The organism is Methylobacterium variabile (assembly GCF_001043975.1).
Classification (GTDB): domain Bacteria; phylum Pseudomonadota; class Alphaproteobacteria; order Rhizobiales; family Beijerinckiaceae; genus Methylobacterium; species Methylobacterium variabile.
Genome location: NZ_LABY01000027.1, coordinates 1 through 12,546, shown reverse-complemented (window position 1 = coordinate 12,546; position 12,546 = coordinate 1). Strand labels below are relative to the sequence as shown.

Below are 12,546 nucleotides of genomic sequence, written 5' to 3'. Positions count from 1 at the left end.
GCTGGACGCCGGACCCGTCCTCGGCGCAGGCAGTGGCGGGCCTTGAGGCCCGGCACCCTCAGGAGGACGCCATCGCCTCGCCGAAGGACTGCACCAGGCGCCCTTCCAGCTTGCCGTGCATGCCGGCGAGGATCGCCATGGCGTCGGCCATCGGCATCGGGGCCTTGTAGGGGCGGCGCTCGGTCAGGGCGGCGTAGATGTCGCAGATGGTGAGCAGGCGCACCATGTCGCCGATCTGGCCGCCGGCGAGGCCGTCGGGGTAGCCGGAGCCGTCCAGCATCTCGTGATGGTGGCGGGCGGCCGAGAGGGTGATGGGGTCGCTCTCCCCGCCCGCCCGCAGGATGTCGTAGCCGAGCGCCGCGTGGGTGCGCATCACCGCCATCTCGCCCGGGTCGAGGCGGCCGGGCTTGTTGAGGATCTCGAGGGGGATGCGGGCCTTGCCGACGTCGTGGATCAGCGCGGCCCGCACGAAGCGGAACTGGTCCTCGGTCCGGAAGCCGAGATGCAGGGCGAACTGGGCGGCGAGGCCGGCCACGAGAAGGCAGTGCTGGTAGGTGGCGTCGTCGTGGGTCCAGACCGTGTCGAGCCAGCGGGCGAGGCCGCCCTCCTGCACCGCGGTGAGGATCGGGCCGAGTCCGGCCTCGACGGCGACCATGCGGACCGGCTGGCCGGCCCGGGCCTCGGCCAGGAGGCCGTTCAACGCCTCCCCGGCCCGTGCCACCCCCTGGCTCACCGTCTGCTCGGCGGCTCCGGCGATGATCCCGACCTGGTTGGCGAGGGCCGCCACCACGGTCTCGGGCGGCACGTAGGCCGGCATGCACACCGTCGCCCCGAGGGTCTTGGCGTGGCGCAGGGATTCCTGGGTCGACTTGCGCAGCAGGCAGATCACCGGGAGGTTCCGGTCCTGGAAGCGGCGCTTCAGGGTGCGCAGGCAGTGGTCGGCCTCCGGACGCGACAGCGTCAGGTCGGAGACCACGCCGGCGAGCGCTCCGCGGCCCCGCCACGTCTCCTCCGGGCCGACGACGTCGCAGATCCCGATCATCCGCAGGGCTGCGCTGATCGCGGCGCTGCGGTCCGGCCTGTCGGTCACGAGGACGAAGGTCCTCTCGTCAGGCATCATGCTCCTCCCGGCGGCCGTCCGGCCCCTCTGCACTCTCCGAATACAGGTCCACTCCCGAATAAATGCTTACAGCTGGATCCGGCGGCCGGGCGAGGCGACGGCGAGTCATGAAAAGGACACGCTATGGACGCCGGGTCGTCGCCCCTCGTCGATCCGCCCGTTGGGGTGGTTCCTGGCGGATCGCCCGGCCGGCCTGCGCCTCAGGCCGCCGCCATGACTTGCGCCCCGGCCGGGCCGATTTGCGGCGTCTTCGCGCCCGCGAACCGCTGGACGCCCGCGGAGGCCAGGGCGCGAGGCCCTGGCCTCCGCAGGTCAGCGCCCGACGTCGTAGCGGCCGAGCATCATCACGTTGTGCCAGACCTTCACGAAGTCGCGCACGAACCGCCCGTGCCCGTCGCTGCCGGCATAGATCTCGGCAACGGCCCTGAGCTGCTGGTTCGACCCGAAGACGAGGTCGCAGCGCGTCGCCGTGAACCTCGTCTCGCCGCTCCGCCGGTCGTCGAGCGTGAAGGTCATGCCGGCGGCATCCGCCTTCTTCCACTCGTAGTCCATGCTGGTCAGGACGGTGAAGAAGTCGTTGGTCAGGACGCCGACGCGATCGGTGAAGACGCCGTGGCGCGATCCGTCGTGGTTCAGGTTGAGCGCCCGCAGGCCGCCGGTCAGCACCACCCATTCGGGGGCGGTGAGCGCGAGCAGGTGGGCCTTGTCGAGGAAGACCTGCTCGGGGGAGACGCGGCCGCCGGTGATCTCGGCGAAGGAGTCGTCGACGTAGTTGCGGAAGCCGTCGACCACGGGCTTGAGCCACTCGAAGCTCTCCGCGTCGGTGAGGGCGTCGGTGGTGTCCATCCGGCCGGGGACGAACGGCACCGGCGTGGCGACGCCGGCCTCCCGCGCCGCCTGCTCGACCGCGGCGCAGCCGCCGAGCACGATGAGGTCGGCGAGGGAGACCTTCCTGTCCCCGGCGGCCCTGCCGTTGAAGCCCGCCATGATGCCGCGCAGCGCCTCGATCACCGGGACGGTGCGCCGGTTGACGGCCCAGCCGGATTGGGGCGCGAGCGCCAGGCGGGCGCCGTTCGCGCCGCCGCGCTTGTCGCTGTTGCGGTAGGTCGCGGCGGACGAGAAGGCCGTGAAGGCGAGGTCGGAAACCGACAGGCCGGTGCCCAGGATCTCCGCCTTCAGGGCGGCAATGTCGGCCGCGTCGACCAGCGGGTGGTCGACCGGCGGAATCGGGTCCTGCCACAGCAGGTCGTCCTCGATCCTCGCCTCGGGCCCGACGTAGCGCTCCTTCGGCCCCATGTCGCGGTGGGTCAGCTTGTACCACGCCTTGGCGAACTGCAACGTAAAGCCATCGAAATCGGCCAGGAACTTCTGACAGATTTCGCGGTAGACCGGATCGGTCTTGAGCGCGATGTCGCTGGTCATCATCATCAGCGGGTGGCTCTTGCCGGGGATGTGGGCGTCCGGCGTCCTCGGCGCGTCCGGGTCGGTCGGCGTCCATTGCAGGGCGCCGGCGGGGCTGCGTACCTGCATCCACTCGTACTTGAACAGGTTCTCCAGGTAGCTGTTGTCCCAGGTGGTCGGATCGGGCGACCACGACCCCTCGATCCCGTTGGTCATGGTGTACTCGGCGAAGCCCGTGCCCTCCGGGTTGTGCCAGCCGAGCCCCATCGCCTCCATCGGCGCGATCTCCGGCGGCGGCCCGACCTGATCGGCCTTCACCATGCCGTGACTCTTGCCGAAGGCGTGGCCGCCGGCGATCAGCGCGACAGTCTCCTCGTCATTCATCGCCATGCGGGTGAAGGTGACCCGGATGTCGCGGGCCGAGCCGGCGGGATCGCCGTTGGCATAGGGCCCTTCCGGGTTGACGTAGATCAGCGCCTGGTGCGACGCCGCGAGGGGCTGCTCAAGGTCGTAATCGGGATCGCCGTTCTTGCCCCGCCAGCGCTTGTCGCGGGTCACCATGCTGTCGAAGGCCTGGACGTTGGTCGGATCCCACAGCTCCGGGCCCCAGTAGGTCGCGTTGTCGGCCTCCCAGGCATCCTCCCGGCCGCCGGCGAAGCCGTAGGTCGGGAAGTTCATGATCTCGAGGGCGCAGGTGCCGGTCAGCACCATCAGGTCGGCCCAGGACAGAGCGCTGCCGTACTTCTGCTTGATCGGCCAGAGCAGGCGGCGGGACTTGTCGGTGTTGCCGTTGTCCCACCAGCTGCTGATCGGGGCGAAGCGCTGCAGGCCCTCGCCGGCGCCGCCGCGTCCGTCGGCGATGCGGTAGGTGCCGGCCGAGTGCCAGGCCATGCGGATCATCTGCGGGCCGTAATTGCCGTAGTCCGACGGCCACCACGCGACCGAGCTGGTCAGGAACGCTTTGATGTCGGCCTTGAGCTGCTGGTAGTCGAGCGCCGCGAAGGCCGCCCGGTAGTCGAAGTCGGGCCCGAGCGGATTCGCCTGCGGCCCGTTCTGGTGCAGCATCTCGACGCGCAGGCGGTCCGGATACCACTCCTCCAGCGTCGGCGGCGACGTGAACGCGCCGCCGATGCGGTCGCCGCCGAAGGGGCACTTGCCCGACAGGACGTCAGTATAGTGTTCCATGCCTTCGATCCTTCCGTGGCGACCGCGCCGCGCGATCGTGATGGGCGGGCATGCGGCTTCGACTGCGCGAGACGCGCCGCCCTCAAAAATCGTGAAGTGACCCCGTACGGCTCATTGTACTGTTACTGAGTATGAGATTGAGGCCGTGATGCCCGGTGGTGGACGACTTCGTCCGCGACCCCGGTGCAGGAAAACGACCATCCATCTCGAACTCGAAGACCATACGGCGCGCCAACGCAAATAGGCGCCGCTATCGCCGCGGCCACTCACTGCGCGTCCGCAGCGTCATGCCGCCACGGGAACGATCCTCGGTCTGCCACCATCGGAGGCGACTGCCTCCATTACGGCCGGATCCGCCGCGCGGACCTTGCGTGAAGCGACGGTGGGCTGGCCTCGGCGTTCGCGGCGGGCCGAGCCGTCTCCCGCGTTGCCCCGAGGACCTGATCGCCCGTTCGGCGGACGCGACATGCGCCTTCGTCCCGGGCCGGCAGCCGGGCCCGGCTCCGACAGGAGCGCGACGTGCGGTCCAGACACTCCGGCCGGCGAGGATGAGGCGGAGCGGGGTTCGGATCTCGCCCGAATACCTGTGCGTCCGGGCCAGCCCTCGGCGGTCCGGGCTCCGCTCCGCGGTTCCGGAATACCGGAGGTTTCAAAGCTCCTTTGTTCGATCAGGCCGGACGGGCGTTCAGCCCGCCGCCACCGTGAACCCGGCGCGCGGGAAGTGCAGGTGCAGCGTCCCGACCTGCGAATCGTCGCGGCGGATGACGATGCGGCCCGCATCCACGGCGACGAGCCGGCCCCGGACCGGAACGCGGGCGAAGTCGTCCGGCGTCACCGTCACGGCGTCGCCGGGCGCGGCCGCGACGCTCTCCGGCACCGCGTTCGAGCCTGCCACCGGCGCCGGCTCGACCGATCGTGCGGCCTCCAGCGCCGCCTCGGCCGTCAGCGTCCGCGGCCGGCCGTGGCCGAGGCCGGCGACCCGCCCGTACCAGCCGAGGACGGGGCCGAGCCCGAGCAGCCGGTCGACCGATCCGGCCCGCTCGCCGCCGCGCATCAGCCAGAGCAGGTGGTAATGCGCGAGGTCGACGGCCCCGGCCTGATCGCCGCCGAGGAAGCGGCGGCCGTCGGAGAGCGCCTCGGCGAGCCAGGCGGTCCAGGCCGCGACCCGCTGCGTGTTGCGCAGGAAATCCGGCTCCATCGCGGCGTGGCTGATGTCGACATAGAGGTAGTCGTCCTTGCGATCGCGCAGGAAGGCCTCGGGAAGGTCCCCGGCGAAGTGCACCGTGACGCCGATGACCGCGAGCCAGAGGTCCCGCTCCAGGCCGTAGGTCAGGCCCTCGGCGAGCGCCGGGGCGAGGCCCGGATACAGGCTGGGCTCCGGATGCAGGCGCTCAAGGGCAGGCAGGATCGCGTGGGTGTCGCAGTAGATATCGGCGCCGACCTGCAGCACCGGGATGCGGCGATAGCCGCCGGTGAGCGGATCGAGGAGCGGGCGCGGCGGCATGACCGCGACGTCGACCGAGCCCCAGTCGAGCCCCTTGAGCCCGAGGGCGAGGCGGACCTTCTCGGCGTAGGGCGAGGAGGGATAATGGTGCAGGATGATCTCGGGCGCGGACATGCGGGTCTCCCGGCTGGTGCGGTTGGGACGATCGGGCGCTGCGGCCGGCGCCTCACGCCGAAAGGGCGCCGACCTGCTTCAGGAGGCCGAGATTGTCGAGGAGCGCCCAGTGCTCCACCAAGCGCCCGTCGACGATGCGAAACAGGTCCATCACCGCGATGTCGACGCTGCGGCCGCTGGCGGGCAGCCCCATCAGGTCGCCGGTATGGCGGCCGCGGAAGCGCAGGCGGACCAGCACCCGGTCGCCCTCGGCGATCACCTCGTCGATCGGCAGCGCCAGCTCGGTGACGCCGCAGTGCAGGACCTCGCCGAGCCGGCGCACCCCCTCGGGACCGCGCACCGTGAAGTCGAGGCCGGGATCGTGGCGGACGAAGTCGGGCGCGATGTGCTGCTGCCACCACGCCTCGTCCCGCTCGAGGAAGGCGGTGAAGTAGGCGCGGGCGAGGTCCTTGTTGGCGTCGGTCGACATGGCGTCCTCCCTGGATGCGCGAACGCCGCCGAGACGGTGTGGCATCCGTGATTTATTTGTGCGCAACCGATTGGGAAAGAGTCCTGTCCGGCAGGCGGCCCATCCTCGCACAGGGGATGACGATGCGGAAAGCCCCTATGGTCCGCTCGCGATCGGTGGCCACGGCGTCCCGTCGAGCCTGGAGGGCCCGACGCGCTGTTGTCGGACGCGGAGTTTCTGGTCCGGGACAGGCAGGTGAGACGCTGAAGGCGGGGCGGGCGAACGTGGATCACGCCACCGCGCGACAGGCGCTCACTGACTGTACCGCTACGCGCACTGCGTCAACGAACAACGTGAATGCCCCTATGTCGTTTCTCTTGAAGAACAGACTATCAGCACGAGAGCGAAATTGACATCATGCCTTTGCAGTAAATATATCAGACATATACAAAATTCAACATATCAGAAATCTAGAAAATATTGCTTACAAGATCTAATCAGTGGGATAATATATGGGCATGACAAGCAATACCGCCGCGCCTTCGAACGGACCCGTTCGGAGGCGCAAGGCAAGCCCGAACGGGCGCCGGCGCTGATGCGCCGGACGCCTTCGCATCGACGTGTCGATGCGAAGGCGCGAGGGTATAAGACAGCACGATTTGCATAAAATGAATGACAGAGACCATGCTGCAGATAATATATTGTCAAATCTGAATTTTTGCATTATAAGTGAACGTTCTATTCTGGGAGAACGACAATCAAATGGAACACTAAAAATTGATGGAGGATGCAGATGGCGAGTGGCCCCGATGCTCCCGTGCTGGCGGGGACTGGCAGGCGGACGCCTGACAAGCTCTTTGATGCGTATGTAGAATTCACAAAGATCTTGCTCAGCAATTTATTTATTATAAACGGAGGATCCGCGGTCGCCCTCATCGCGCTCCTGGGGAATATCAAGGAACAAAGTCCTGTCGCTTCACTGGTGAATTTGGACAACGCGAAGGATGCGATTGTCATTTATGGCGTGGGAGCTTTCCTTGCTGTTATTGCTGCCGCTCTGACAGCTTGGACAGAAAATTCAAACAGCAGCCTTCTCGAGGAAAGCGGAAGAGTATCAGCACGATTTGGAGTTACTGCATTTATTTTTATATTCATGAGCGGATTGTGTTTTTTGATTGGATGTCTATCTGCAATCGACAGGTTGCCATGGTTCATGAACGGAATTCATACCTTGATATGAACTCAAGGATCAGCACGCGTGATTGTCAATGGACCAGCGACCAATCCTTCTCATGCCTGGATGTCGAACGGGCGTGGCGGGATTCTCGGATCCGGGCGGGCCCTGGCCCCGCCCACGACCTCAGGACGAGTTCGTGGGTGAACCACGATGGGTGCTTCCATACCCGGGGCCGCCTGCCCGGCCTCTCAGCTCTCCTCCCGCCCCGCCCAATCCGTGACCGCACCTCGCGAGGCATCGGCGACGAGCCGGGCGTATTTCGCCAGGACCCCGCGCATATAGGCCGGGCGCGGTGCCGGCCGCTCGGCGAGGCGGGGCGCGATCTCCTCGTCTGAGAGCGCCACGTCGAGGCGGCAGCCGTCGACGTCGATCGTCACCTCGTCGGCGTCCCGAAGGGCTGCGATCGGGCCGCCCTCGAACGCCTCGGGCACGACGTGGCCGATGACGAAGCCGCGGGTCGCGCCGGAGAAGCGGCCGTCGGTCATGAGCGCCACGTGCTCGCCGAGGCCCGACCCCTGGAACGCGCCGGTGACGAGCCGCATCTCGCGCATCCCGAGCCCGTCAAGGGGTCCCTCGTTGCGCAGGACCATCACGTCGTTGGGCACGATTCGGCCGTCCTTGATCGCCGCGAAGGCGTCCTCCTCGCGCTCGAACACCCGGGCGGGGCCCCGGTGCAGGCGCTTGGTCTGACCGGAGATCTTCGTCACGGCGCCACCCGGCGCGAGGTTGCCGCGCAGGATGACGAGACCGCCCTCGTTCTTCAGCGTATCGTCGACGGTGCGGATCACCGTCTGCCCCTCGGGCTCGGGCGCCCGGGCGATCTCGTCGCCGAGGCTCCGGCCCGTCACGGTCCGGGCCTCCGGGTGCAGGAGCCCGGCAGTGGCGAGGCGCTTGCCGACCGCCGCCATGCCGCCCGCCGCGTGCATCTCCGGCGCCGTGTCGTGCCCCCAAGGGCGCAGGTCGGCGAGCACCGGGGTGCGGCGGGAGATGCGGCCGAAGTCGTCGAGCTCGAGAGGGATGCGCCCCCGTCAGGGCCGCGCGGCGAGGAAGTCCAGCACGCCGGCCTTGTGCACCTTGTCGCCGACCGCGAGGTTATGGTCGCGGTTCGGGATGTCGAGGGCTTTCGCCTCCGGGATCAGGGCGGCGAGGGCGGGGCCTGAGCCCGCCACGGTGTCGGTGGTGCCGACCGCGACGAGGACCGGGACCTCGATCTGCGCCACCTCCGCCCGCGACAGGGTCTGGCGCGAGCCGCGCATGCAGGCGGCCAGCGCCTTGAGGTCGCTGCCGGTCTGCTCGGCGAAGACCCGGAACATCCGCGCCGTCGGTTCCGTGACGTCGTCGCGGGAGGGGGCCTCCATCGCCTCCGAGATGCCGGCCGGCAGCCCTCGTCCCTCGACGAGGTGGATGCCGAGGCCGCCCAGCAGCGCCGAGCGGACCCGGCCGGGATGGGCGAGCGCCAGGAAGGCGGTGATCCGCGCGCCCATCGAGTAGCCCATCACGTCGGCGCGGGGGATGTCGAGGTGATCGAGGAGCCGGCGGGCATCCTCGGCCATCAGGTCGGAACCGTAGGCCTCGGGGTCGTAGAGCTTGCCGCTGCGGCCGTGGCCGCGGTTGTCGAGGGCGATCACCCGCCGTCCGGCCCCGGTCAGGGTGCGGACCCAGGAGGTGTTGACCCAGTTGACCGTGTGGTTCGACGCGAAGCCGTGGATCAGCAGGATCGGCTCGGCCTCTCCCTCCTTCGGTGCGACGTCGATGTAGGCGATCGGCACGCCGTCCGAGTCGAAGGTCTGCATGGCTGGCATCAGGCTCCCGCGAGAGGTCGCGCCCGGCTTAGCCCAGGCTCGGCCATGCCCGCAACGCGCCGGGCCGACCGGGGAACCATCCGGACGACGGCGCGGCACGCCCTCCCCCGCGCGGGCCAGCAGCGTCACCCACACCGAGAGCCGGTGCGGCCCCTCGCCCGCTCGCCGGGATCGGCCTCCGGCCGGAGCGGCCCGGCACGAGGCCCCAAGGGCATCAGGACCCGCCGAACATGCCGGGAGCGCACGGATGCGTTCTCCGGTCCCGTGCTCAGTCCTGCGTGCCGGAGTGCGAGCGCCCGAAGCCGCCTTACAGATAGTTCGTCAGCGACAGCTTCGAGAGCATCGACGTCGCCTGGTAGCTCGCCTGCAGCTGGGTCTGGAGGGTGAGGAGCCTGGCCGCCACCTCCTCGGTCGAGACCGACTCGACGCTGTCCACGGTCTGCTGCAGCACGGCCTTGGTGGCGGTGTTCTGGCTCTTCTGGGTGGCGATCTGGGCGGAGGCCAGGCTCAGCTCCGCGGCGATGCCCTGCACCGTCGGCTGGCCGTCGCCGGGCTTGAGCAGCGCCTGCACCCGGCTCGAATAGGCGTCGAAGCGGGTTCCGTCGCTGTCGGTGTTGTCGAATGGCGTGCTGGCGAGGACCGCGAAGCCGCTGAGCGTCGCGCGGAACGCCGCCTCATTGGCCTGGACGCCGATCGCCACCGACTGGTCGCGGGAGACCGGCACGGTCGCGGTCTGGCGCGGGTCGGCGGAGGTGTCGTCGCCCTTGTACCAGATCAGGGTGCGGCCGCTCGGGTCGGCGACGTAGCCGACGGCATTGCCCGCAGCGTCCGTCGCGACCCGACGCGGGCTCACCGAGGACGAGCCGGCAAAGAAGTCGCTCGCCGCCCGGGTGGCGGAGCTCACCGCGAGGTCGGTCTTGGCGGTTGTGTCGAGCGCCGTCGCGAGGGCCGCCGAGAGGTTGGCGGCGGTGTCGGCCGGCGTCGCGCCGATCGCGAAGGTGCCGGCGCCGGTGCCATCCGCGGCAGCCTTCAGGCTGAGGGTCTTGCTGGTGCCGTCGCGCAGGCCGACCGTGACCTGGACGCTGTCGCCGGCCTGCAGCCCCGCCCCGACCGTCACGGTCGCGGCGGCCGGGGTGCTGCTGCCGAAGGCAACGACCGTGCTCGCCGAGTCGCCGATCTTGAAGCCGATGACGGTCCCGGGCGCCACCGCGGCGGCGAGATTCTTGACGCTCGCCACGAAGCTGTCACCGATCGCGAAGGTGTTCTCCTGCCCTCCCGCAGTCCGGGCGGTGAGGTCGACCAGGCTCTGGCTGCCGTCCGGGTTGCGCACGCTCACCTGCACGGCGTCGCCGTCCTTCGGCTGGCTGGTCGAGCCCGCCAGGGCGATTGTCCCAGGCTTCCCCGCCTGGAGCGAGACCGACAGGCCGGCCGGGTTCGAGCTGACGACCGAGTCGAGGGTGAAGCCGAAATTCTCCCGTACGCCGGCCGTCTGACTTTCCGACAGGCTGACGCTCGCGCCCGCGGCGGCCAGGTCGAGCCGCCCGGTGCTCGGCGTGCCGATGCCGAGATCGGCGGTCCGGCGCTCGGCGATCACCGCGCGCACGCCGTCGAGGCCGGCGGCGGGATCGCCGTCGAGGATGCGGTCGACGGTCTCGACCGGGGCCCGGTCGGTGACCCGGCCGCCCATGATGTACTGGCCGCCGGTGCTCTGGTTGAGGGCGTCGAGGGCGCCGCCGAGCTGGCCCACCGCGCTCTGCTGCAGGGTGGCACGGGCGGTGGTGCCGGTGCCGGTGCGGGCGCTGACGAGGCTGCTCCAGGCCGAGGAGGCCAGAGTCGCGACCTGCTGCACGCCGGCCGAGGCGAGCGACACCCGGGTCGAGGCGGTGCCGGCGGCCGCAATCCAGCTGTCGAGCGCGCTGATCTGGGCGTGGGCGCTGAGGCTCTGGGTGCGCCCGCTGCCGAGGCCGCCATAGGTGTCCGCGGCCTGGCCGCTGGCGATCTGGTTCGAGAGCGTGCCGAGCGTCCCCTTCATGGCGACGAGGCGCTTGGTGTTGAGGTCGGCGGCGGCGGTGCCGGCGGCGAAGGCGGCGGTGCCGGCCGCGAACGGAGCGATCGTCATCGCGAAGAATTCCTTAGAGCCTGAGCAGGGTGTCGAGCATGTCGCGGGCCGCGGTCAGCACCCGGGCGTTGGCGCTGTAGGCGGTCTGGAGCTGGATCAGCTTGGACATCTCCTCGTCCACGCTGACCCCGGATTCCTTGCCGAAGCGGCTCTGGGCCGAGGACAGGGCGATCTGCTGGCCCTCGTCGAGCTGCTGGGCCTCGGCGCTGGCAGCGCCCCGCGCATCGATGACCGACTGGGCGAAGCCGACGACCGTGGCGGAGCGCGGGGCGCTGACGCCGCCGATGCCGCTGGCCGCCGAGAAGGTCAGGGTCCGGCTGGTGAGCGCGTCGTAGAGCATGCGCGGCCGGGCGGTGTCGCCCGAGGCGGTCGGATCGGCATAGTCCACCAGGGTGGAGCTGTCGGCGGTGACTGCCGGGTTGAGGGCGAGGCGCTGGGCGAAGCCCGTCAGGTGCGAGCCGCCCTCGAACGAGCCGGTGAACACCCCGTTGCCGGTCCCGGCATCGACGAACAGCGCGAGCTGGCCGCTCCCGGTCCGCGTCTCGGCGGCGCTCGTCGGCACGGTGACCGAGGCGCTGGCGCCCATGAGCGCGAGGCCAGCCGGGTCCGACAGGATGCGCACGGCCCCGGCGGCCCCGCCCGGGGTCGCCGACACCGTGAAGCCGGTGCCGAGGGCCGCGCCTATCGCGGCTGCGAGGGTCGAGGGCCCGCCGGAGATGTCGACCGGCACCACCAGGGCGGTCGGGTCGTCGGTGAGGCCTGCGTCGATCGGCGTGGGCGCCGCGCCCGTCGTCGGCATCAGGATGACGTTGCGGCTGGCTCCCGCGGCGTTGCGCACCCCGAGGGTCACGGCGTTGCCGGCCTGGAGCCCGGTGAGGTTGATGTCGAAGCCCGTGAGGCCGTTCGCCGAGACGGCGGTGCCGGTCGCCTGGCGGTCGCTCAGCCCCCGCGACAGGCCCGCCGCCAGGTCGTCGAGCTGGCGCTGCGCCTGGACCAGGGTGTCGTCGCGCAAGGAGACCGCGGCCGCGATCGAGCCGGATCGGATCGCCCCGGTCGCCACGAGGTCGATCCGCGCCCCGGCCGGCGTCGTCGCCGTCACGGTGCCGACGCCGCGGGTGCTCGGGTCGGTCGTGTACTGCGCCTCGGCGCCCAGGGTGCCGCGGCCGTCGAAGGCGAGGGTCGCCGCCGCGCCGTGGTCGACCAGCGTCGCGCCCGAGGCGGTGAGCAGGGTGACCGAGCCGTCGTGCTGATCGCTCACCTGCACGTCGAGGTATTGCGAGAGGGCGTTGATCTGCTGGTCGCGCTGGTCGAGGAGCTCGGCCACGCTGGTGTCGCCGCTCGAATTGCCGGTGGCGCCGACGATCTTGGTGTTGAGCGCGGCGATCTGCGACAGGAGGGTGCTGGCCGAGGCGACGTCGCTTCCGAGCTGCGATTCGAGGCCGGTGCGCAGGTCCTGCACGCCCCCGGCGATGCCGGCGATCGTCGTGGCGAGGGTGCGGGCCGCGCCCACCGCCGTCGCCCGCGAGGCGGCGGAGGTCGGATCGGTCGTCAGCGCCTGGAGCGACTGGGTGAAGGTGTTCATCACCCCGTCGAGCGCCGAGGCGCTGCCCGGGGTG

The 12,546-nt window shown here is 70.0% G+C and carries 9 protein-coding genes; 1 reads left to right on the top strand and 8 read right to left on the bottom strand.

The genetic code is table 11. The annotated features are described in order from the left end of the window. Nucleotides 1-58 precede the first annotated feature (58 nt). The 4 genes from VQ02_RS04515 to VQ02_RS04500 all read right to left on the bottom strand — a co-directional run bounded on the left by VQ02_RS04515 (nucleotide 59) and on the right by VQ02_RS04500 (nucleotide 5,793). Nucleotides 59-1,120, bottom strand: a complete 1,062-nt coding sequence (locus VQ02_RS04515; RefSeq protein WP_425339879.1) for an HD-GYP domain-containing protein — start codon at nucleotides 1,118-1,120, stop codon at nucleotides 59-61. A 312-nt stretch (nucleotides 1,121-1,432) separates the two neighbouring features. Then, a complete protein-coding gene (gene katG, locus VQ02_RS04510; protein WP_048442970.1) occupies nucleotides 1,433-3,706 on the bottom strand; it encodes a catalase/peroxidase HPI in 2,274 nt (757 codons plus the stop codon). Between the two features lie 685 nt (nucleotides 3,707-4,391). Then, nucleotides 4,392-5,324: a glutathione S-transferase family protein gene (locus tag VQ02_RS04505; protein WP_048442969.1), complete on the bottom strand. Its 933-nt coding sequence runs from the start codon at nucleotides 5,322-5,324 to the stop codon at nucleotides 4,392-4,394. A 52-nt stretch (nucleotides 5,325-5,376) separates the two neighbouring features. Continuing rightward, the gene (locus VQ02_RS04500; RefSeq protein WP_048442968.1) at nucleotides 5,377-5,793 is read right to left on the bottom strand and encodes an ester cyclase; all 417 of its coding nucleotides are present in this window, start codon (nucleotides 5,791-5,793) and stop codon (nucleotides 5,377-5,379) included. 772 nt (nucleotides 5,794-6,565) lie between these two features. Between VQ02_RS04500 and VQ02_RS36705 the strand changes: the two genes are divergently transcribed. After that, nucleotides 6,566-7,012 (top strand): hypothetical protein, encoded by a 447-nt coding sequence (locus tag VQ02_RS36705; RefSeq protein WP_157080489.1) that lies wholly within the window; start codon nucleotides 6,566-6,568, stop codon nucleotides 7,010-7,012. A gap of 185 nt (nucleotides 7,013-7,197) precedes the next feature. Here the strand turns inward: VQ02_RS36705 and VQ02_RS04495 are convergent, their stop codons facing one another. From VQ02_RS04495 to VQ02_RS04480, 4 genes are all read right to left on the bottom strand, one after another. After that, nucleotides 7,198-8,028, bottom strand: coding sequence for a dihydroxy-acid dehydratase domain-containing protein (locus VQ02_RS04495; protein ID WP_083469051.1), 831 nt, complete (start codon nucleotides 8,026-8,028; stop codon nucleotides 7,198-7,200). A 9-nt stretch (nucleotides 8,029-8,037) separates the two neighbouring features. Next, nucleotides 8,038-8,802 (bottom strand): alpha/beta fold hydrolase, encoded by a 765-nt coding sequence (locus VQ02_RS04490; RefSeq protein ID WP_048442967.1) that lies wholly within the window; start codon nucleotides 8,800-8,802, stop codon nucleotides 8,038-8,040. Between the two features lie 316 nt (nucleotides 8,803-9,118). Further along, complete coding sequence (locus tag VQ02_RS04485; RefSeq protein ID WP_048442966.1) at nucleotides 9,119-10,930, bottom strand: hypothetical protein; 1,812 nt, start codon at nucleotides 10,928-10,930, stop codon at nucleotides 9,119-9,121. Nucleotides 10,931-10,943: 13 nt separating this feature from the next. After that, the coding region (locus VQ02_RS04480; RefSeq protein ID WP_048442965.1) for a flagellar hook-associated protein FlgK at nucleotides 10,944-12,546 on the bottom strand (1,603 nt) is incomplete at its 5' end.

What these genes read in the sequence shown, in the direction of transcription:
- VQ02_RS04515 (WP_425339879.1), bottom strand. Translation starts at nt 1,120, where the DNA reads ATGATGCCTGACGAGAGGACCTTCGTCCTCGTGACCGACAGGCCGGAC.
- katG (WP_048442970.1), bottom strand. Translation starts at nt 3,706, where the DNA reads ATGGAACACTATACTGACGTCCTGTCGGGCAAGTGCCCCTTCGGCGGC.
- VQ02_RS04505 (WP_048442969.1), bottom strand. Translation starts at nt 5,324, where the DNA reads ATGTCCGCGCCCGAGATCATCCTGCACCATTATCCCTCCTCGCCCTAC.
- VQ02_RS04500 (WP_048442968.1), bottom strand. Translation starts at nt 5,793, where the DNA reads ATGTCGACCGACGCCAACAAGGACCTCGCCCGCGCCTACTTCACCGCC.
- VQ02_RS36705 (WP_157080489.1), top strand. Translation starts at nt 6,566, where the DNA reads ATGGCGAGTGGCCCCGATGCTCCCGTGCTGGCGGGGACTGGCAGGCGG.
- VQ02_RS04490 (WP_048442967.1), bottom strand. Translation starts at nt 8,802, where the DNA reads ATGCAGACCTTCGACTCGGACGGCGTGCCGATCGCCTACATCGACGTC.
- VQ02_RS04485 (WP_048442966.1), bottom strand. Translation starts at nt 10,930, where the DNA reads ATGACGATCGCTCCGTTCGCGGCCGGCACCGCCGCCTTCGCCGCCGGC.